We start from the raw sequence: 21,203 nt of genomic DNA, 5'->3' as shown, positions 1-21,203 counted from the left end.
GTCGGTGTTTTTTCTGACGTCGACAAGCAAACTGCGTTCAAGTCGCGAGCCACCCCTTAATTTTACGGATTCTCAAATTGGACTTTTTGAATTAGTGAAACTTGCGGATAATACTTATCCGGACGACGACCAACAGGCTCCATGGGCCAGGGACAAAGGATGAAACCGTTTCGCTTAGCCGCGCTCTCTCTCGCGCTGCTCACCACGTTTACGCTTGTCGGCTGTGATAACAGCGACGATAAATCTCAGGCTGCGGCTCCCGCAGCATCCACCTCATCGGAATCGAAAGCAGTGGAAAAACCCGATGCTGAAAAGCTGGCCAAACTTGCGGCACAGAGTCAGGGTAAAGCGCTAACCCTGCTGGATGCTTCTGAAGTGCAGCTAGATGGCGCATCAACACTGGTGCTGACCTTCTCTGTTCCACTGAATCCCGATCAGGATTTCGCGAAAACAGTGCATGTTGTGGATAAGAAAAGTGGCAAGGTTGACGGGGCGTGGGAACTTGCGCCGAACCTGAAAGAGCTGCGTCTGCGCCATCTGGAGCCCAATCGCAATCTGGTCGTTACCGTTGAACGTGGCCTGCAGGCGCTGAACAAAGCGACATTCGGAATTGATTATGAAAAAGCGTTGACCACCCGGGATGTTGAACCGACGGTCGGTTTCGCCAGCCGGGGCTCACTGCTGCCGGGCAAGGTGGTGGAAGGTCTGCCGGTGATGGCGCTCAACGTCAACAATGTGGACGTTAATTTCTACCGCGTGAAGCCGGAATCGTTGGCCTCGTTTGTCAGTCAGTGGGAATACCGTAATTCGCTGACAAACTGGGAATCCGACAATCTGCTGAAGATGGCGGATCTGGTTTACACCGGACGTTTTGACCTCAACCCGGCGCGCAACACGCGTGAAAAATTGCTGTTGCCCCTGAAGGATATTAAGCCGCTTCAGCAGTCTGGGGTTTATATCGCGGTGATGAACCAGGCGGGGCACTATAACTACAGCAACGCTGCGACTCTCTTTACCTTAAGCGACATTGGGCTGTCCGCTCACCGTTATCATAACCGCCTGGATATCTTTACCCAGAGTCTGGAAAACGGTGCGGCGCAGTCCGGTGTGACCGTCACCCTGTTGAACGATAAAGGGCAGACGCTTGCCGAAGCGAACAGCGATGGCGATGGTCATGCAAAGCTTGAGACCGACAAAGAGGCCGCGCTGATCCTTGCCAGTAAAGACGGGCAAACGACGTTGCTTGACCTTAAGTTACCGGCCCTCGATCTGGCGGAGTTTGATATTGCAGGTGCGCCGGGCTACAGCAAGCAGTTCTTTATGTTTGGCCCGCGCGATATCTACCGCCCGGGCGAAATGGTGATCCTTAACGGTTTGCTCCGTGACAGTGACGGTAAACCACTTCCCGATCAGCCCGTGAAACTTGACGTGCTGCGCCCGGATGGGCAGGTGGCGCGCACGATTGTCGTCCAGCCAGAGAACGGCCTCTATCGCTTTAACTATCCGCTGGACAGCGGGGCGCAGACCGGCATGTGGCATATCCGCGCCAACACGGGGGATAACCTGCAGCGTTTGTGGGATTTCCACGTCGAAGATTTTATGCCAGAGCGTATGGCGCTGAATCTGACTGGACAAAAAACGCCGGTTTCACCGCAGGACAACGTCGACTTTAACGTGGTGGGATATTACCTGTACGGTGCGCCGGCCAACGGTAATTCCCTGCAGGGCCAGCTTTTCCTGCGTCCTCTGCGTGAGGCAGTGGCTGCGCTGCCGGGCTTCCAGTTTGGTGATATCGCCGAGGAGAACCTGAGCCGCAGTCTGGATGAAGTTCAGTTGACTCTCGATGATAAGGGGCGTGGGCAGGTTTCCACCGAAAGCCAGTGGAAAGAGGTGCACTCTCCTCTGCAATTGATTCTGCAGGCCAGCCTGCTGGAGTCGGGTGGTCGTCCGGTAACGCGTCGTGCTGAGCAGGCCATCTGGCCGGCGGCTGAGCTGCCGGGTATCCGCCCTCAGTTCGCCAGCAAAGCCGTTTATGACTACCGTACCGATACGACAGTCAACCAGCCAATTGTTGATGAAAATGGCAACGCCAGCTTTGACATTGTCTATGCCGATGCCAGCGGGGCGAAAAAGGCTGTTTCCGGGTTACAGGTTCGCCTGATCCGCGAGCGCCGGGACTACTACTGGAACTGGTCAGAAAGCGAAGGCTGGCAGTCACAGTTTGATCAAAAAGATCTGATCGAAGGCGAGCAGGAGCTTAGCCTCAAGGCGGATGAAACCGGCAAAGTTACCTTCCCGGTGGAGTGGGGCTCTTATCGTCTTGAAGTTAAAGCACCTGACGAGATGGTTAGCAGCGTGCGCTTCTGGGCAGGGTATAGCTGGCAGGATAACAGCGACGGCACAGGGGCTGCGCGTCCTGACCGCGTGACGTTGAAACTGGATAAACCGTCTTATCAGCCAGGGGATACGATTCAACTGCATATTGCTGCGCCGGCGGCAGGCAAAGGCTATGCGATGATCGAATCCAGCGAAGGTCCGCTGTGGTGGAAAGAGATCGACGTACCGGCAAACGGGCTTGATCTCTCTATTCCGGTGGATAAGGCCTGGAAACGCCACGATCTCTATCTCAGCACACTGGTGGTACGCCCCGGGGACAAATCCAAATCCGCTACGCCAAAACGTGCGGTGGGTCTGCTGCACCTGCCGATGGGCGACGAAAATCGCCGTCTGAACATTGCCCTGGACAACCCGCAGAAGATGCGTCCGAACCAGACGCTCTCTGTGAAGGTGAAAGCCAGCGTGAAAGAGGGTGCGGCTCCGCAGAAAGTGAACGTGTTGCTTTCGGCGGTGGACAGCGGGGTGCTGAACATTACCGATTACGTCACGCCGGATCCGTGGCAAGCCTTCTTCGGTCAGAAGCGTTATGGCGCAGATATCTACGATATCTACGGCCAGGTCATTGAAGGTCAGGGCCGTATGGCCGCGCTGCGTTTTGGTGGCGACGGAGATGAACTCAAGCGTGGTGGCAAACCGCCGGTGAACCACGTCACCATTATCGCCCAGCAGGCCCAGCCGGTTACGCTTGATGCCAACGGGGAAGGTACCATTACGCTGCCGATTGGCGATTTCAACGGTGAGCTGCGCCTGATGGCGCAGGCCTGGACGGAAGATGATTTCGGCAGTAGCGAAAGCAAAGTCATTGTCGCCTCGCCGGTCATTACCGAGCTGAATACCCCACGCTTCCTGGCAAGTGGAGACACCTCGCGGCTGACGCTGGATCTCACCAACCTGACTGACATGCCGCAGACGCTGAACATCGCCCTGACCGCGACCGGTAAACTGTCGCTTGAAGGCGCACAGCCGCAGCCGGTGCAACTGCCGCCGGGTGCACGAACCACCCTGTTTATTCCTGTGCGCGCGCTGGACGGCTACGGAGACGGTGAACTGACCGCGCAGGTGATCGGCCTGCAGCTTCCAGGCGAGACCTTCACACCGCAGCAGAAGAGCTGGAAAATCGGCGTGCGTCCGGCGTTCCCGGCCCAGACGGTGAATACGGGGGCTATGCTGAACCCTGGTGAGTCCTGGACGGCACCTGCGCAGCATATCAATGGTTTCTCTCCTGCGACCCTGCAGGGGCAACTGTTACTGAGCGGCAAACCGCCGCTCAATCTGGCGCGTTATATTCGCGAACTGCAGGCTTATCCGTATGGCTGTCTGGAACAAACTGCCAGCGGTCTGTTCCCATCGCTCTACACCAATGCGGCGCAACTCACCGCACTTGGCATCAAAGGTGATACGGACGACAAACGCCGTGCGGCCATTGATATCGGCATCTCTCGTCTGCTGCAGATGCAGCGTGAGGACGGCGGTTTCGCTCTTTGGGATAAAAATGGCCCGGAAGAGTACTGGCTGACCGCCTACGTTACTGACTTCCTGGTGCGCGCGGGCGAGCAGGGTTACAGCGTACCTGTCGATGCGGTGAATAACGCCAATAGCCGCCTGCTGCGTTATCTGCAGGATCCAGGCATGATGTCCATTCGCTATAGCGACGATACTCAGGCCAGCAAGTTCGCCGTACAGGCTTACGCTGCACTGGTGCTGGCGCGTCAGCAAAAAGCGCCACTGGGTGCGCTGCGTGAGATCTGGGAGCGCCACGGGCAAGCGGCCTCCGGACTACCGCTGATGCAACTGGGTATGGCACTTAAACTGATGGGTGATGCTCCGCGCAGCCAGCAGGCGCTGGAGCTGGCACTCAAAACACCGCGTAACGACAGCAAGACCTGGATGGCCGATTACGGTAGCGTCCTGCGTGATAACGCACTGATGCTCTCCCTCCTGGAGGAGTACAAGCTGCTGCCGGATTCGCAAAATACGCTGTTGAATGCCTTGTCTGAACAAGCCTTCAGCCAGCGCTGGTTGTCCACTCAGGAGAGTAATGCGCTGTTCCTGGCCGGTCGTTCGCTGCAAACCTTGTCAGGGGCATGGCAGGCGAAAACATCGTTGTCTGATACCGCTTCAGGTGGGGATAAATCGCTGATCCAAAATGTGAATGGCGATCAGCTTGGCGCACTGCAGGTGACCAATACCGGTACGACACCGCTGTGGCTGCGCCTGGACAGTACGGGTTATCCGGAATACGCGCCTCAGCCAGCCTCTAACGTATTGCAGGTTGAACGCCATATTCTGGCAACCGACGGCAGCACGAAGTCTCTTTCTGAGCTGAGGAGCGGGGAGCTGGTGCTGGTGTGGCTCGAAGTCAAGGCCAGTCAGAACGTGCCTGACGCGCTGGTTGTCGATCTGCTCCCGGCTGGGCTGGAACTGGAAAACCAGAACCTGGCGAGCAGTAGCGCCAGCCTGCAGGATAGCGGTAGCGAAGTGCAGAACTTGCTCAGTCAGATGCAGCAGGCCGATATTCAGCATATGGAGTTCCGTGACGATCGTTTCGTGGCGGCAGTTCCTGTCAATGAAGGACAGCCGGTGACGCTGGTCTACCTGGCCCGTGCGGTCACGCCGGGAACCTACCAGGTGCCGGTTCCGATGGTTGAATCCATGTATGTTCCGCAGTGGCGGGCAACGGGTGCGGCCAGTGGCCCGCTGATTGTTGTTCCGTAATATGCTGATGGCACGTTTGATACGCTCCCGCTGGCTTTGGCTGGCGGGAGCGCTTCTCGTTTTATGGGGGCTCATCTTCGTTGCTGACCGCCTGTGGCCGTTGCCTCTGAAAGAGGTCAACCCTGCGCGGGTCGTGGTGGATGAAAAGGGGACGCCGCTCTGGCGTTTTGCCGATAACGACGGGATCTGGCGTTATCCGGTTACGATTGAAGAGGTCTCTCCCCGCTATCTTGAGGCCCTTATCCAGTATGAGGATCGCTGGTTCTGGGATCATCCTGGCGTGAACCCTTTCTCTGTTCTTCGTGCGGCCTGGCAGGATCTCTCTTCCGGAAAGGTTGTCTCTGGCGGCAGCACGCTCACCATGCAGGTGGCGCGCCTGCTGGATCCACATCCGCGTACCTTTGGCGGCAAAATTCGTCAACTCTGGCGGGCGATGCAGCTGGAATGGCATCTTTCCAAACGCGAGATCCTCACGCTCTATCTCAACCGCGCCCCGTTTGGCGGCACGTTGCAGGGGGTGGGAGCCGCAAGCTGGACCTATCTCGGCAAACCACCGTCGCAGCTCAGCTATTCCGATGCGGCGCTGCTGGCGGTGCTTCCTCAGGCTCCGAGTCGTTTACGCCCGGACCGCTGGCCTGTACGGGCCGAAGCGGCGCGCAATAAAGTGCTCGATCGGATGGCGACGCAAGGCGTCTGGTCTGCAAAACAGGTCAAAGAATCCCGTGAAGAAGCGGTATGGCTGGCACCACGACAGATGCCGCAGCTGGCGCCGCTCTTTGCACGGATGATGCTCGGTAAAAGTCGTGACACGAAAATTGTCACCACGCTGGATGCCGGACTGCAACGGCAGCTGGAAGAGCTGGCGGTGAACTGGAAATCCCGCCTGCCTGCACGCAGCTCGCTGGCGATGATCGTGGTCGATCATACCGATATGAAAGTGCGCGGCTGGGTGGGGTCGGTGGATATCAACGATGACAGTCGTTTCAGCCATGTGGATATGGTCAATGCGATCCGATCCCCGGGATCGGTATTGAAGCCCTTTATCTACGGTATGGCGCTGGACGATGGCCTGATCCATCCCGCGTCGTTGCTTCAGGACGTTCCAAGAAAAACCGGTGATTATCGCCCGGGGAATTTTGACAGTGGGTTCCACGGACCGGTCAGCATGAGTGAAGCGCTGGTGCGCTCCCTCAACCTGCCTGCGGTACAGGTGCTTGAAGCGTATGGGCCAAAACGGTTTGCCGGGATGCTGAGCAATGCAGGCTTGCCGCTTATACTGCCTGCGGGCGCTCAGCCAAACCTTTCTCTGATACTGGGAGGTGCAGGCGCACGACTGGCGGACATCACGGCAGCCTACAGCGCCTTTGCCCGACACGGTAAAGCGGGACGATTGCGTTTACAGCCAGGCGATCCGCTGGTTGAACGTCCGTTATTGTCACAAGGCTCGGCGTGGATTATTCGTCGTATTCTGGCGAATGAGGCGCAGCCGCTACCGGATAACGCGCTACCGCAAATCGCGCCGCTGGCGTGGAAAACAGGGACCAGCTACGGCTACCGCGATGCCTGGGCCATTGGCCTGAATGCCCGTTACGTGATTGGCATCTGGACCGGACGACCAGACGGCACGCCGGTGGCGGGGCAGTTTGGTTTTGCCAGCGCCGTGCCGCTGTTAAATCAGGTGAATAACCTGATTCAGTCGCGCTCAACGGTAGACGAAGCCCGTCTGCCGCGCGATCCGCGTCCGGAAAGCGTAGGGCGGGGCGTGATCTGCTGGCCGGGCGGCCAGTCGCTGCCGGAAGGCAGTGAAAACTGCCGACGTCGTCTTGCGACGTGGTTACTTGAGGGGAGTGAACCACCCACGCTGCTTTTACCGGAACAGGAAGGCATACGCGGCATTCGTTTCCCGGTATGGCTGGATAAAACCGGCAAACGCGTTGCGGCAGACTGCCCTGACGCAACTGAAAAAGTCCTTGATGTCTGGCCTCTGCCACTGGAGCCGTGGCTGCCTGCAACCGAACGTCGCGCGGTCCGGGTTCCTCCATCTTCGGCAACGTGTCCGCCGTTGTCACAGGATGCACCTGCTCCGCTCATGTTGACCGGCGTGCGCGAGGGGGCCGTTATCAAACGTCTACCTGGTGAGCCCCGCGTTTCGCTTCCCCTTCAGGTGACCGGCAATAGCGGCGAGCGCTGGTGGTTTTTGAACGGCGAACCGCTGAGTGTTAAAGGAAGAGTTTACACATTACAGCTTGATAAATCGGGCGATTATCAGTTACTCGTTATGGATGAGAGCGGGCAGGTCGCGACGGTGAATTTTACGCTTCAGTGATCAGAAAACAGCTTTCAGATGTGAGCTGTTGCTAAAACTCGTCTTATTTTAAAAAAATGTTACCTGAATCCATAGGCAATGGCGCTATTGCTCATTATAATCCGCGCCACACCATACTCAGGTATGCAAAACAACAGAACATTGACAGAGGTTATCATGGCTATTGAACGTACTTTTTCCATCATCAAACCAAACGCGGTGGCAAAAAACGTTATTGGCAGCATCTTCGCTCGCTTTGAATCAGCAGGTTTTAAGATTGTTGGCACTAAAATGCTGCACCTGACCGTTGAGCAGGCTCGTGGTTTCTACGCCGAGCACGAAGGTCGCCCATTCTTTGACGGCCTGGTTGAGTTCATGACCTCTGGTCCGATCGTTGTATCCGTACTGGAAGGCGAAAACGCAGTACAGCGTCACCGTGACCTGCTGGGTGCAACCAACCCGGATAACGCGCTGGCAGGTACCCTGCGCGCTGACTACGCTGACAGCTTCACCGAGAACGGTACTCACGGTTCTGACTCTGTTGAATCTGCTGCCCGCGAAATCGCTTTCTTCTTCGCAGAAGGCGAAGTGTGTCCACGTACCCGTTAATTTAACGGTTTCGTTTACACATTATTTTCGTAAATGCCGCGTCCAGACGTGGCATCCCTGCGTCAGAGTTTGTACAATGCAACGCCCCGGACGAGCAGGCTGCTTTCCGGGGCGTTTCTATTCAACCCTCCATGGGCCATAACGTGTAACAACGAGGCCGGAAAATATTATGTCTGAATTAGTGAATACCTCCGAAGTCGCCACGCCTGCGGTTCCAAATAAAAATGGAAAAATCAACCTGCTGGATCTGAACCGTCAGCAGATGCGCGAGTTCTTTAAAGAGATGGGTGAGAAGCCGTTTCGTGCCGATCAGGTGATGAAATGGATGTACCATTACTGCAGCGACAATTTTGATGACATGACTGACATCAACAAGGTCCTGCGTAATAAGCTCAAAGAAGTTGCAGAGATCCGTGCGCCAGAAGTGGTGGAAGAGCAGCGTTCTTCTGACGGCACCATCAAATGGGCGATTGCCGTAGGCGATCAACGCGTTGAAACCGTCTACATCCCGGAAGAAGACCGCGCCACGCTGTGTGTCTCCTCTCAGGTAGGCTGTGCGCTGGAGTGCAAATTCTGCTCTACCGCGCAGCAAGGTTTTAACCGTAACCTGCGTGTCTCTGAAATTATCGGCCAGGTCTGGCGTGCCGCAAAAATTGTGGGCGCAGCAAAAGTGACAGGTACGCGTCCCATTACCAACGTGGTGATGATGGGCATGGGTGAGCCACTGCTGAACCTGACCAACGTCGTTCCGGCGATGGAAATCATGCTGGATGACTTCGGTTTCGGTCTGTCTAAACGTCGCGTGACGTTGTCGACCTCCGGTGTTGTGCCTGCGCTGGACAAGCTCGGTGACATGATTGACGTTGCGCTGGCAATCTCCCTGCACGCACCAAACGATGAAATCCGTGACGAAATTGTGCCGATCAACAAAAAGTACAATATCGAAACCTTCCTCGCTGCCGTGCGTCGTTACCTGGAGAAATCTAACGCGAACCAGGGCCGTGTCACTATCGAGTACGTGATGCTTGACCATGTTAACGACGGTACCGAACATGCGCATCAGCTGGCTGAACTGCTGAAAGATACGCCATGCAAAATCAACCTGATTCCATGGAACCCGTTCCCGGGCGCACCTTATGGACGTAGCTCGAACAGCCGTATCGATCGCTTCTCCAAAGTGCTGATGGAGTATGGTTTCACCACCATCGTGCGTAAAACCCGTGGTGATGACATTGATGCCGCATGCGGACAGCTGGCAGGTGATGTCATTGACCGTACCAAACGCACCCTGCGTAAACGCATGCAGGGTGAGACAATTGCGGTCAAAGCTGTTTGATTATTATGCACTCACGGCGCATTATCTGCGCCGTGAAGCATAATCTTACTGAATAATCAGTCAGATTCGTGATGACTGAGTAATAATTACGGTGCGTTTCATTCGACTTTCGGGCAGTATGTAACGACGTAACAACAGTTTAGCCGTACGGGCAGGGCTGTACTGTCATCTCCGGGCAGACAGTCTTATACTGTCTGTTCACGGTTAACTGACCAGAAGTTTCGCGGTGCGGGTGGCATTGTGACTCACCGGCGCCTGAACCCTTATTTTTCACGTACCAGTAGTTGTAGCGAATGAATACTGAAGCCACTCACGACCAACATGAAGCACTCTCCACTGGCGTTCGTCTTCGCAACGCCCGTGAACAACTCGGACTCAGCCAGCAAGCCGTTGCAGAACGCTTGTGCCTGAAGGTTTCCACGGTTCGCGATATTGAAGAAGATAAGGCACCTGCCGATCTGGCTTCAACGTTCTTGCGCGGTTATATCCGCTCTTACGCAAAACTGGTGCACATCCCCGAAAACGAATTACTGCCGATGATGGAGAAGCAGGCACCGGTACGTGCAGCGAAAGTTGCGCCGATGCAGACTTTCTCCCTGGGGAAACGTCGTAAAAAACGTGATGGCTGGCTGATGAGCTTTACCTGGCTGGTCCTGTTTGTGGTGATCGGTCTGACCGGCGCATGGTGGTGGCAAAACCACAAGGCGCAGCAGGAAGAGATCACCACCATGGCCGATCAATCCTCCGCCGAACTCAACCAGGCCGGAAGTGAGAACGGCCAGAGCGTGCCGCTGAATACCGACGGCGCAGCTTCCTCCAGCGAGCCACAGACCGCAGCGCCAGACGCGTCGGCGACCGGTGCAGCGCAGACCCCGGTAGCAACGGCGAACACCACTGCACCTCTGGCTCAGGATCAAAACGCGGTGGTTTCCCCTTCTCAGGCTAATGTTGATACGGCGGCGAACGCGCCAGCGGCCAGTCAGCCTACGGACAATACCGCAGCCTCTCTGCCAACCAACCCGGCAGGCACTGCCACGGCAGCCGCTGATCCGAATGCGCTGGTGATGAACTTTAACGCCGACTGCTGGCTGGAAGTGACTGACGCAACAGGTAAAAAACTGTTCAGCGGCCTGCAGCGTAAAGATGGCACGTTAAACCTAACCGGCCAGGCTCCTTATAAACTTAAAATCGGCGCTCCGGCAGCGGTACAGATCCAGTATCAAGGAAAACCTGTCGACCTGAGCCGCTTTATCAGAACTAACCAGGTTGCACGTCTTACCGTTAATGCCGAACAATCAGCAGCACAGTAACAGACGGGCAACGCGGGAGATTTTTCATGCATAACCAGGCTCCGATTCAACGTAGAAAATCGAAACGGATTTACGTTGGGAATGTGCCAATCGGCGATGGGGCACCAATCGCCGTTCAGTCGATGACCAACACGCGCACCACCGATGTGGAAGCGACGGTCAATCAAATCAAAGCATTAGAACGTGTGGGCGCGGACATTGTTCGTGTCTCCGTCCCGACCATGGATGCCGCTGAGGCGTTCAAACTGATCAAACAGCAGGTCAGCGTTCCGCTGGTGGCTGATATCCACTTCGACTACCGCATTGCCCTGAAAGTGGCCGAATACGGCGTCGATTGCCTGCGTATTAACCCGGGCAATATCGGTAACGAAGAGCGTATCCGCATGGTAGTGGACTGCGCCCGCGATAAAAATATTCCTATCCGTATCGGCGTCAATGCCGGTTCCCTGGAAAAAGATCTGCAGGAAAAGTACGGTGAGCCTACGCCACAGGCGTTGCTCGAATCCGCGATGCGTCATGTTGATCATCTCGATCGTCTTAACTTCGATCAGTTCAAAGTCAGCGTAAAAGCGTCTGACGTATTCCTTGCCGTAGAATCTTACCGCCTGCTGGCAAAACAGATCGACCAGCCTCTGCACCTCGGGATCACCGAAGCAGGTGGTCTGCGTAGCGGTTCGGTAAAATCCGCGATCGGTCTGGGGCTGCTGCTCTCCGAAGGGATCGGTGACACCTTGCGCGTCTCTCTGGCGGCCGATCCGGTCGAAGAGATCAAGGTCGGTTTCGATATCCTGAAGTCGCTGCGTATTCGCGCACGTGGGATCAACTTCATTGCCTGCCCAACCTGTTCACGTCAGGAGTTTGATGTGATCGGAACGGTGAATGCTCTGGAGCAGCGTCTGGAAGACATCATCACACCGATGGACGTCTCCATCATCGGCTGTGTGGTGAACGGTCCGGGTGAAGCGCTGGTGTCAACCCTGGGCGTGACCGGCGGTAACAAGAAAAGTGGTCTCTATGAAGATGGCGTTCGTAAAGATCGTCTGGATAATAGCGACATGATCGACCAGCTTGAAGCCCGCATCCGTGCCAAAGCGGCCATGATGGACGAGACACAGCGTATCAGCGTTCAGCAGGTTGAAAAATAACGTGATGGGAAGCCGCGAGCTTCCCATGTATGATTGAACCCATTCTTTGGGTTTTTTTTGTATATAGAAAGAGAATAAACGTGGCAAAAAACATTCAAGCCATCCGCGGCATGAACGATTATCTGCCTGGCGAAACCGCCATCTGGCAGCGCATTGAAGGCACACTGAAGCAGGTGCTCGGCAGCTACGGTTACAGCGAAATCCGTTTGCCGATTGTAGAGCAGACCCCGTTATTCAAACGCGCGATCGGCGAAGTCACCGACGTGGTTGAAAAAGAGATGTACACCTTTGAGGACCGTAACGGCGACAGCCTGACCTTGCGTCCGGAAGGGACGGCGGGCTGCGTACGCGCCGGCATCGAACATGGTCTTCTGTACAATCAGGAGCAACGCCTGTGGTATATCGGCCCGATGTTCCGCCACGAACGTCCTCAGAAAGGGCGTTATCGCCAGTTCAACCAGCTGGGTGTGGAAGTCTTTGGCCTGCAGGGTCCGGATATCGACGCTGAGCTGATTATGCTGACCGCTCGCTGGTGGCGCGCGCTGGGGATTTCTGAGCACGTTTCGCTGGAGCTGAACTCAATCGGCTCTCTGGAAGCGCGCGCAAACTACCGTGACGCGCTGGTGGCGTTCCTGGAACAGCATAAAGAGAAGCTGGATGAAGACTGCAAACGTCGTATGTACAGCAACCCGCTGCGCGTTCTGGATTCCAAAAACGCAGATGTACAGGCGCTGCTGAACGATGCGCCTGCGCTGGGTGACTACCTGGATGAAGAGTCTCGCGAACACTTCGCGGGCCTGTGCAAGCTGCTTGAAGCGGCAGGTATCGCTTACACCGTTAACCAGCGCCTGGTGCGCGGTCTAGACTACTACAACCGCACTGTATTCGAGTGGGTTACCTCAAGCCTCGGTTCGCAGGGCACCGTGTGTGCGGGCGGTCGTTATGACGGTCTGGTAGAGCAGTTAGGTGGCCGTGCAGCCCCTGCGGTTGGCTTCGCGATGGGTCTTGAACGACTTGTTTTGCTGGTTCAGGCAGTTAATCCGGAATTTAAAGCAGATTCCGTTGTCGATATATACCTGGTGGCCTCAGGTGCGGATACGCAGTCTGCGGCGATGCAGCTTGCTGAACGCGTGCGCGATGCACTGCCGGAGGTTAAGCTGATGACCAACCACGGCGGCGGCAACTTTAAAAAACAGTTTGCTCGTGCCGATAAGTGGGGCGCAAGTATTGCACTGGTGCTGGGCGAGTCCGAAGTGGCTAACGGCGAAGTAGTAGTGAAAGACCTGCGCTCTGGTGAGCAGACAACGGTAACGCAGGACGGCGTTGCGGCGCACTTGCGCACTCTATTAGGCTAAGGAGAAGGACTGCGTGGAAATTTACGAGAACGAACACGATCAGGTCGACGCGATTAAACGCTTCTTCGCTGAAAACGGCAAAGCGCTGGTTGTTGGGGTAATTTTAGGTGTCGGTGCGCTGATAGGCTGGCGTTACTGGAACAATCATCAGGCGGATTCCGCGCGTGGCGCGTCCCTGTCCTATGAAAATACCGTGAGCGCAATTCGAGCCGATCAGCCACAAACGCTGACGGCAGCCGAAAAGTTTGCGGCTGATAACAAAAACACCTACGGTGCACTGGCTGCACTGGAAGTAGCACAGCAGTACGTTGATAAGAACGAACTGGATAAAGCGGCTGCTCAGCTGTCTCAGGGCCTTGCGGCCGCCAGCGATGAAAACCTGAAAGCGGTTATCAACCTTCGTCTGGCACGTATCCAGGTTCAGCAGAAAAAAGCTGACGACGCGCTGAAAACGCTCGATACCATCAAAGGTGAGGGCTTTGCTGCCATCGTTGCCGATCTGCGCGGTGAAGCACTGCTGAGCAAAGGTGACAAAGCGGGCGCGCGTAAAGCGTGGCAAGCTGGCGTGGATAGTCAGGCATCACCTGCGCTGAGCGAAATGATGCAGATGAAAATAAATAATTTGTCCGTCTGAGAGGGACCCGATGCAATTGCGTAAATTACTTCTGCCAGGACTGCTTTCTGTTACGTTATTGAGTGGTTGTTCACTGTTCAGTGGCGAAGAAGACGTTGTGAAAATGTCCCCACTGCCGACGGTTGAAAACCAGTTTACCCCATCCACTGCGTGGAGCACCTCCGTGGGTGATGGGATTGGTGATTTCTATTCCAACCTTCATCCGGCCTTTGCCGACAGCGTCATCTATGCGGCTGACCGCAAAGGTACCGTGAAAGCGGTGAACGCTGATGACGGAAAAGAAGTGTGGTCGATTAACCTGGCGGAAAAAGACGGCTGGTTCTCCCGTAAACCTGCACTGCTGTCTGGTGGCCTGACGGTTGCCGGTGGTCATGTCTACGTGGGCAGCGAAAAAGCACAGGTTTATGCCCTGAACAGCAGCGACGGCTCCATTGCCTGGCAAACGACCGTGGCGGGTGAATCCCTGTCTCGTCCGGTGGTGAGTGACGGCCTGGTGCTGATTCATACCAGCAACGGTCAGCTGCAGGCGCTGAACGAAGCGGACGGACTGGTGAAATGGACCGTTAACCTGGATATGCCAGCGCTTTCTCTGCGCGGCGAATCCGCACCGGCTACCGCGTTTGGTGCTGCCATTGTCGGCGGTGACAACGGTCGCGTGAGCGCAGTGCTGATGCAGCAAGGCCAGATGATCTGGCAGCAGCGTATCTCTCAGGCTACGGGCTCAACGGAAATTGACCGTCTGAGCGACGTCGACACAACGCCGGTTATCGTTAACGGTGTGGTTTACGCGCTGGCCTATAACGGTAACCTGACTGCGCTGGATCTGCGCAGCGGCCAGATCATGTGGAAACGTGAGCTGGGCTCGGTGAATGATTTCATCGTTGAGGGTAACCGCATCTATATGGTTGACCAGAACGACCGTCTGCTGGCTCTGAGCACCGAAGGTGGCGTGACGCTGTGGACGCAAAGCGATCTGCTGCACCGTCTGCTGACCGCGCCAGCGCTTTACAACGGTAGCCTGGTGGTTGGTGACAGCGAAGGGTATATGCACTGGATTGATCCAGAAAATGGTCGCTTTGTTGCACAGCAAAAAGTCGACAGCTCTGGTTTCCTGACCGATCCGGTTGTGGCCGATGGTAAACTGCTGATTCAGGCAAAAGACGGCACGCTGTACGCGATCACGCGTTAATTACCCGGCGGTTGTAGTATACTAAACGGCTCCTGTTCATTCAGGAGCCGTTTTGACATTTTTAAAAACGCCGCGAAAGCGACGTTATTTTGAATTTTATGAGGCTTCAAACATGGTACCTGTGGTCGCGCTTGTCGGGCGCCCTAACGTTGGAAAATCCACTCTTTTTAACCGTTTAACACGCACCCGTGATGCGCTGGTTGCGGATTTCCCGGGGCTGACGCGTGACCGTAAGTACGGTCGTGCAGAAGTAGAAGGACGCGAGTTCATCTGTATTGATACCGGTGGTATTGACGGCACTGAAGATGGTGTTGAAACCCGCATGGCAGAGCAGTCGCTGCTGGCAATTGAAGAGGCCGATGTGGTGCTGTTCATGGTGGATGCCCGTGCTGGCCTGATGCCAGCGGACTCCGCTATCGCCAAACACCTGCGTTCACGCGAAAAGCCGACCTTCCTGGTGGCGAACAAAACTGACGGCATCGATGCCGATCAGGCAATCGCGGATTTCTGGTCTCTGGGCCTGGGTGAAATCTACCCTATCGCGGCATCGCATGGCCGTGGCGTAACCAGCCTGCTGGAAACCGTTCTGCTGCCGTGGGTCGACGAAGTTAACCCGCCAGAAGAGGTGGACGAAGACGCCGAATACTGGGCGCAGTTTGAAGACGGAGAAGAGGGCGAAGAAGAAGAGCCTGAAGACGACTTCAACCCGCAGGATCTGCCGATCAAGCTTGCTATCGTGGGTCGTCCAAACGTAGGTAAGTCTACGCTTACTAACCGTATCCTGGGTGAAGAACGCGTGGTCGTTTACGACATGCCGGGCACCACCCGTGACAGTATCTACATCCCTATGCAGCGCGATGAGCGTGAGTATGTCCTCATCGACACCGCAGGCGTACGTAAGCGTGGAAAAATCACCGATGTGGTGGAAAAATTCTCCGTTATCAAAACCCTGCAGGCGATTGAAGATGCCAACGTTGTGCTGCTGGTTATTGATGCTCGCGAAGGTATCTCCGATCAGGATCTCTCTCTGCTCGGCTTCATCCTCAATAGTGGGCGCTCACTGGTTATCGTGGTCAACAAATGGGATGGCCTGAGCAATGAAGTGAGAGAGCAGGTGAAAGAGACCCTCGACTTCCGTCTGGGCTTCATCGACTTTGCTCGCGTGCACTTCATCTCCGCGCTGCACGGCAGCGGCGTGGGCAACCTGTTCGAATCGGTGCGTGAAGCGTATGACAGCTCCACCCGTCGTCAGAGTACCGCCATGCTGACTCGCATCATGAACATGGCTGCAGAAGACCATCAGCCGCCGCTGGTGCGCGGTCGTCGCGTGAAGCTGAAATATGCCCACGCCGGTGGTTATAACCCGCCAATCGTGGTGATTCACGGCAACCAGGTGAAAGACCTACCGGACTCCTACAAGCGCTATCTGATGAACTACTTCCGTAAATCGCTTGACGTGATGGGTACGCCTATCCGTATCCAGTTTAAGGAAGGGGAAAACCCGTTCGCCAACAAGCGCAACACTCTGACGCCAAACCAGATGCGTAAGCGTAAGCGTTTGATTAAACACATTAAGAAAAGCAAATAATCATTGCCGATCTCACCAAAGCCCGCGTTTATCGCGGGCTTTTTTTTTCGCTCAATCATACCGTCGGTTTTCTCTGTGTGAAGTCAATCACTATTCACTTTTAACCAAGTTTAAATCTAAGAAAGTAGACAATAGTCGAATTTTCATCTTAAAGTCCGGGGTCCGGTACTAGACAAAACTAGCGCCTGGTTATCAAATGGTTAACTAACTTTTCGCCACATGTAAAAAATCGGTCAGATACGTAACTGACCGGCGTACTTGCTGGTGTTTACAAGCACGACGACATACCTTTCGGGAGAATTATGCAATCCTCTGTTAATCAAAAAGAAAGCCGAACGTTCTTCGGCCATCCGTATCCGCTCGGTTCTCTGTTCTTCACCGAGATGTGGGAGCGTTTCTCGTTTTACGGCATTCGCCCGTTACTGATCCTGTTTATGGCCGCCACCGTCTATGACGGCGGGATGGGGCTGGCGCGCGAAAACGCCTCGGCGATTGTCGGTATCTTTGCCGGGACCATGTATCTGGCCGCACTGCCGGGTGGCTGGCTGGCCGATAACTGGCTCGGCCAGCAGAGAGCCGTCTGGTACGGTTCGATTCTGATTGCGCTCGGTCACCTGTCGATCGCGCTGTCGGCCATCATGGGCGATAACCTGTTCTTTATCGGCCTGATGTTCATCGTGCTCGGCTCTGGTCTGTTCAAAACCTGTATCTCGGTGATGGTCGGTACTCTGTACAAAAAAGGTGACGCGCGTCGTGACGGCGGATTCTCGCTGTTCTACATGGGCATCAACATGGGCTCGTTCATCGCGCCACTGATTTCCGGCTGGCTGATCAAAACCCACGGCTGGCACTGGGGCTTTGGTATTGGCGGTATCGGGATGCTGGTCGCGCTGATTATCTTCCGCGTGTTTGCCGTTCCGGCGATGAAACGCTATGACAGCGAAGTCGGTCTGGACTCCACCTGGAACAGCCCGGTTGTGAAGCGTAACGGCGTGGGCGTGTGGCTCCTGGCGCTGGCCGCAGGTGTGGCGACGATCGTCACGCTGATCGCACAAGGCGTGATTGTGATTAACCCGGTCGCGGTAGCCAGCGTGCTGGTTTACGTGATTGCGGCGTCCGTGGCCCTCTACTTTATTTATCTGTTTGTTTTTGCAGGCCTGAACCGTAAAGAGCGTGCCAGACTGCTGGTCTGTTTTATTCTGCTGATCTCTGCGGCCTTCTTCTGGTCTGCGTTTGAGCAGAAGCCAACCTCGTTCAACCTGTTCGCCAACGACTACACTAACCGCATGATCGGTGATTTCGAAATCCCGGCGGTGTGGTTCCAGTCAATTAACGCCCTGTTCATCATCCTGCTGGCACCGGTATTTAGCTGGGCATGGCCGAAGCTTGCGAGCATGAACATTCGTCCGAGCAGTATCACCAAGTTTGTTATCGGTATTCTGTGTGCTGCGGCAGGTTTTGGCCTGATGATGCTGGCGGCAGAAAACGTGCTGAGTAATGGTGGCGCGGGCGTGTCGCCGTTCTGGCTGGTGGGCAGTATCCTGATGCTGACGCTCGGCGAACTGTGCCTGAGCCCGATAGGCCTGGCGACCATGACATTGCTGGCGCCAGAGAGAATGCGTGGTCAGATGATGGGCTTGTGGTTCTGCGCCAGTGCCCTGGGGAACCTGGCTGCGGGCCTGATTGGCGGTCACGTGAAGGCCGACCAGCTGGATATGCTGCCGGATCTCTTTGCTCGCTGTTCCGTCGCGCTGCTGATTTGTGCCGCGGTACTGATCGTCCTCATTGTTCCAGTGCGTCGTATGCTGGAAAATGCGCAGACTAAACCGGCTGCTAACGCCTGATAAACCTCAGTGTGCCGGGGCAGACGTTACGCCCCGGCACTGTATTCCCTGAGGTGAAATTATGCAGTTAGGATTTGTTGGTCTTGGCGCGGTAGTGGAAACCGCGTATATGCCTGCGTTGCGACATCTTTTTGGTCACTCGGTTCGTTGTTTTGGGTTTGATGTTCTTCCCGCAAAGCACCCTGAAGGCGTTACGCGCTGCACTTCCCTTGCGGAGCTTCTTGCTATACCGCTGGATACCCTGTTTATCACCACTGCATCGCTGCATCATCTTGAGGTGCTGGAGCAGGCGATTGCCTCGCCCGTTCCACGCATTGTGGTTGAAAAACCGGTAGTCGCCACGCTTCCCCAAATAGAAAAGCTCAATACGCTGCTGACAAAACCCGGTGTGGCATCTCGCGTGCTGGCGCTCGACCACTGGATGGTGCGTCTTGAAACGGTGAAGCGGTCGCTGGTGGGTAATGTCTCTGACATCGTCAAAATCGACGGTTTTTTGCAGGAGCCGAGTGGCTATAACGTAGCTGGAGAACCCATTGCGCTTAACTTTGCCACGGGCGAGCCGGATACCCGTACGCTTCGCCATCCTGATGGCGTGATTCTGGATATCGGTACGCACGTGCTGGCGATGCTGCGTGAAACGGTGCGTTATCTGGGAGGGAGTGATGAGATGACGTTGCAGGTCGTCACGGCTAAAGACCGGCTGGGTCGCGAAATCGCAAAAGGCGACCTGACCACTGCGGAAGGCGAGGCGCATCTTCAGGGCTGCATCAGCGGCGTGCCGGTGGATATCTGGCTTAACAAATACGCGGGACCCGCGGGCGGGCAAAAAGGTTTACGGCTCTGCTTAAGGGACGGGGGCACTATCAGCTACGACCGGCACGGCACAGAAGATGTGCTGGAGCTGATAAATGGCGAGACCCGTCAATGCTGGAAAATTCCCGGCACAATCTACGAACACTGTCTTGCAGAGCATATTCTGGGCGCCAGGAGTCTGTATGAACGGGCTCCGCAAGAGGTGAGTCGCACCACGCGCCGCAGGATCGAGGAAGTGACGCTGCTGCTGACCTTGCAGCAACAGTTGCGTGGCCCGCACTGAACGCAACGTGGTAAAATTATCACAGACATGAATGCGCTAAAGGAGTCACCATGACGATTACCTGCCCGGATTGCCAGACACCGCTTGAGCCCCTGAACGGGGTGGCACATTGCGACAGCTGTAATAAAGACATTGTGCTTGAAGCCCGTTGCCCGGAATGCCATCAGCCACTCCAGGTATTAAAAGCCTGCGGCGCGGTGGACTATTTCTGCCAGAACGGCCACGGTCTTATCTCTAAAAAACGCGTGGAGTTCGTTCAGGCCGAAGGCTAATCGCACACGCAGCCTTCGCCTTTCTGCCACAGCTCGATCAGCGACTCGGGCGCCTCCTGCTCCGGTACCAGCACGATGATATCGGCGTAGTGCGCCTGATTTTGCCCGGTCCAGATAATCTGGATGCGGAAATAGCGCTGGTCGCCGCTGCCGGGTGACGAGGCTTGTCCCGGCGGCTGACCGCGCGGAAAGGCCTGCTCCAGGATGCTCACCACGCGCTGGCGCTGAGCCTCATTGAGCGAAGAAAGCGCGATGGTACGCTGGCCGCTCAGCTTAGGAATAAAAGCGACGCCGCCTTCACGGGCCAGCTCAACCACGGCGTCATCCGTCAGTTCCGGAACCTGCATTTACAGCACTCCCACCTGTTCCCAGGCTTGCTTAATGGCCGCTCCAACGTCGCCACCGGAGCGTTTCTCTCCGTGTGCTATCGTCAGTTTTGCGAAGGCCTCAAAATCCGCATCCTGCGCCAGATTGCGATCGCAAACTGTGTCGTACCAGGCATAACCCGCTTTTTCCCAGGTGTAGCCGCCGATCGCGGTCGCGGCCAGATAAAAGGCCCGGTTGGGGATGCCGGAGTTCAGGTGTACGCCGCCGTTATCCTCGCGCGTTTTAATGAAATTTTTCATGTGCGCGGGCTGCGGATCGTTGCCGAGCAGCGGATCGTCGTAGGCAGTGCCGGGTTCAGACATCGAACGCAGCCCTTTACCGTTGATTCCTTTTGCAAGCAACCCTTCACCAATGAGCCAGTCTGCTTTATCGGCGGTTTGCTTCAGATGATACTGTTTGACCAGGGATCCAAACACGTCTGATAGCGACTCGTTCAGCGCGCCAGACTGTTCAAAATAGATAAGCCCGGCTTCGGTTTCAGTCACACCGTGGCTCAGCTCGTGTGCCACCACGTCGATGGCGATGGTAAAGCGGTTAAAGATTTCCCCGTCACCGTCGCCGAATACCATCTGCTGACCGTTCCAGAAGGCGTTCTGATATTCCCGACCGTAATGCACGGTACCGGTCAAAATAAGCCCTTTATTATCGAGTGAGTCACGCTGATATTCTTTCCAGAAGAAATCATGGGTAATACCCAAATAATCGTACGCTTCATCCACCGCCACATCACCGTTCGAAGGCTGGCCTTCGTAACGCACCTGCGAACCCGGCAGTTCCTGGGTCTGCTTCGCGTCGTAAATATCGCGCTCCAGCTGTCCGGCTTTATTCACGTGCGGCGCGGCAGGTTTTCCCGGCATGTGGGCCATCAGCGTCTGGACATGGGTTAAGGTCTGGCGTGCGCAGCGCTGTTGCTGCTCTGAACCGCTTTCGATAATACGACGAAGAATATAAGGGGGAATAACGCTATGACGATGGGACATGCTGCTCTCCTTATTAAAAAAGGGAATAGCAGCAGTATAGT

The 21,203-nt window shown here is 55.7% G+C and carries 15 protein-coding genes; 13 read left to right on the top strand and 2 right to left on the bottom strand.

Features of this window, described 5'->3' with window-relative positions:
* Positions 1-159 precede the first annotated feature (159 nt).
* From ACLHV9_RS18220 to ACLHV9_RS18160, 13 genes are all read left to right on the top strand, one after another.
* Positions 160-5,112, top strand: coding sequence for an alpha-2-macroglobulin family protein (locus ACLHV9_RS18220; RefSeq protein ID WP_407220929.1), 4,953 nt, complete (start codon positions 160-162; stop codon positions 5,110-5,112).
* Position 5,113: 1 nt separating this feature from the next.
* Entirely contained in the window at positions 5,114-7,438 is a 2,325-nt protein-coding gene (pbpC, locus tag ACLHV9_RS18215) for a peptidoglycan glycosyltransferase PbpC (protein ID WP_407221190.1), read from the top strand.
* A gap of 156 nt (positions 7,439-7,594) precedes the next feature.
* Positions 7,595-8,026, top strand: coding sequence for a nucleoside-diphosphate kinase (ndk, locus tag ACLHV9_RS18210; protein ID WP_003860625.1), 432 nt, complete (start codon positions 7,595-7,597; stop codon positions 8,024-8,026).
* 169 nt (positions 8,027-8,195) lie between these two features.
* A complete protein-coding gene (locus ACLHV9_RS18205) occupies positions 8,196-9,362 on the top strand; it encodes a bifunctional tRNA (adenosine(37)-C2)-methyltransferase TrmG/ribosomal RNA large subunit methyltransferase RlmN (RefSeq protein WP_014832896.1) in 1,167 nt (388 codons plus the stop codon).
* 293 nt (positions 9,363-9,655) lie between these two features.
* Entirely contained in the window at positions 9,656-10,672 is a 1,017-nt protein-coding gene (gene rodZ / locus ACLHV9_RS18200; protein ID WP_028016091.1) for a cytoskeleton protein RodZ, read from the top strand.
* Between the two features lie 26 nt (positions 10,673-10,698).
* On the top strand, positions 10,699-11,817 hold the full coding sequence (ispG, locus tag ACLHV9_RS18195; protein WP_023308814.1) for a flavodoxin-dependent (E)-4-hydroxy-3-methylbut-2-enyl-diphosphate synthase: 1,119 nt from the start codon (positions 10,699-10,701) through the stop codon (positions 11,815-11,817).
* Positions 11,818-11,897: 80 nt separating this feature from the next.
* Positions 11,898-13,172, top strand: coding sequence for a histidine--tRNA ligase (gene hisS / locus ACLHV9_RS18190; RefSeq protein WP_108090902.1), 1,275 nt, complete (start codon positions 11,898-11,900; stop codon positions 13,170-13,172).
* Between the two features lie 13 nt (positions 13,173-13,185).
* The gene (locus ACLHV9_RS18185) at positions 13,186-13,806 is read left to right on the top strand and encodes a YfgM family protein (protein WP_028016093.1); all 621 of its coding nucleotides are present in this window, start codon (positions 13,186-13,188) and stop codon (positions 13,804-13,806) included.
* A gap of 10 nt (positions 13,807-13,816) precedes the next feature.
* Positions 13,817-14,995, top strand: a complete 1,179-nt coding sequence (bamB, locus tag ACLHV9_RS18180; RefSeq protein ID WP_028016094.1) for an outer membrane protein assembly factor BamB — start codon at positions 13,817-13,819, stop codon at positions 14,993-14,995.
* Positions 14,996-15,107: 112 nt separating this feature from the next.
* Positions 15,108-16,583: a ribosome biogenesis GTPase Der gene (gene der / locus ACLHV9_RS18175; RefSeq protein ID WP_024908655.1), complete on the top strand. Its 1,476-nt coding sequence runs from the start codon at positions 15,108-15,110 to the stop codon at positions 16,581-16,583.
* Positions 16,584-16,885: 302 nt separating this feature from the next.
* A complete protein-coding gene (locus ACLHV9_RS18170; RefSeq protein ID WP_028016095.1) occupies positions 16,886-18,427 on the top strand; it encodes a peptide MFS transporter in 1,542 nt (513 codons plus the stop codon).
* Positions 18,428-18,488: 61 nt separating this feature from the next.
* The gene (locus tag ACLHV9_RS18165) at positions 18,489-19,523 is read left to right on the top strand and encodes a Gfo/Idh/MocA family oxidoreductase (protein WP_108090901.1); all 1,035 of its coding nucleotides are present in this window, start codon (positions 18,489-18,491) and stop codon (positions 19,521-19,523) included.
* 50 nt (positions 19,524-19,573) lie between these two features.
* A complete protein-coding gene (locus tag ACLHV9_RS18160) occupies positions 19,574-19,795 on the top strand; it encodes a zinc ribbon domain-containing protein (protein WP_108090900.1) in 222 nt (73 codons plus the stop codon).
* Here ACLHV9_RS18160 and ACLHV9_RS18155 read toward each other — a convergent pair.
* Together ACLHV9_RS18155 and ACLHV9_RS18150 are read right to left on the bottom strand one after the other, a co-directional pair.
* Complete coding sequence (locus tag ACLHV9_RS18155) at positions 19,792-20,142, bottom strand: protealysin inhibitor emfourin (RefSeq protein WP_028016098.1); 351 nt, start codon at positions 20,140-20,142, stop codon at positions 19,792-19,794. The genes ACLHV9_RS18160 and ACLHV9_RS18155 overlap by 4 nt on opposite strands.
* On the bottom strand, positions 20,143-21,162 hold the full coding sequence (locus tag ACLHV9_RS18150) for a M4 family metallopeptidase (RefSeq protein WP_108090899.1): 1,020 nt from the start codon (positions 21,160-21,162) through the stop codon (positions 20,143-20,145). It lies immediately after the preceding gene.
* Positions 21,163-21,203: the final 41 nt, after the last annotated feature.

Origin of the sequence: Enterobacter sp. CPE_E890 (assembly GCF_046521475.1) — a bacterium.
In the GTDB taxonomy this organism is placed as follows: domain Bacteria; phylum Pseudomonadota; class Gammaproteobacteria; order Enterobacterales; family Enterobacteriaceae; genus Enterobacter; species Enterobacter adelaidei.
This window is presented reverse-complemented; position numbering and strand designations above follow the sequence as displayed.

Coding starts and splice junctions, on each gene's coding strand:
- ACLHV9_RS18220 (WP_407220929.1), top strand. CDS start 160: ATGAAACCGTTTCGCTTAGCCGCGCTCTCTCTCGCGCTGCTCACCACG.
- pbpC (WP_407221190.1), top strand. CDS start 5,114: ATGCTGATGGCACGTTTGATACGCTCCCGCTGGCTTTGGCTGGCGGGA.
- ndk (WP_003860625.1), top strand. CDS start 7,595: ATGGCTATTGAACGTACTTTTTCCATCATCAAACCAAACGCGGTGGCA.
- ACLHV9_RS18205 (WP_014832896.1), top strand. CDS start 8,196: ATGTCTGAATTAGTGAATACCTCCGAAGTCGCCACGCCTGCGGTTCCA.
- rodZ (WP_028016091.1), top strand. CDS start 9,656: ATGAATACTGAAGCCACTCACGACCAACATGAAGCACTCTCCACTGGC.
- ispG (WP_023308814.1), top strand. CDS start 10,699: ATGCATAACCAGGCTCCGATTCAACGTAGAAAATCGAAACGGATTTAC.
- bamB (WP_028016094.1), top strand. CDS start 13,817: ATGCAATTGCGTAAATTACTTCTGCCAGGACTGCTTTCTGTTACGTTA.
- der (WP_024908655.1), top strand. CDS start 15,108: ATGGTACCTGTGGTCGCGCTTGTCGGGCGCCCTAACGTTGGAAAATCC.
- ACLHV9_RS18170 (WP_028016095.1), top strand. CDS start 16,886: ATGCAATCCTCTGTTAATCAAAAAGAAAGCCGAACGTTCTTCGGCCAT.
- ACLHV9_RS18165 (WP_108090901.1), top strand. CDS start 18,489: ATGCAGTTAGGATTTGTTGGTCTTGGCGCGGTAGTGGAAACCGCGTAT.
- ACLHV9_RS18160 (WP_108090900.1), top strand. CDS start 19,574: ATGACGATTACCTGCCCGGATTGCCAGACACCGCTTGAGCCCCTGAAC.
- ACLHV9_RS18155 (WP_028016098.1), bottom strand. CDS start 20,142: ATGCAGGTTCCGGAACTGACGGATGACGCCGTGGTTGAGCTGGCCCGT.
- ACLHV9_RS18150 (WP_108090899.1), bottom strand. CDS start 21,162: ATGTCCCATCGTCATAGCGTTATTCCCCCTTATATTCTTCGTCGTATT.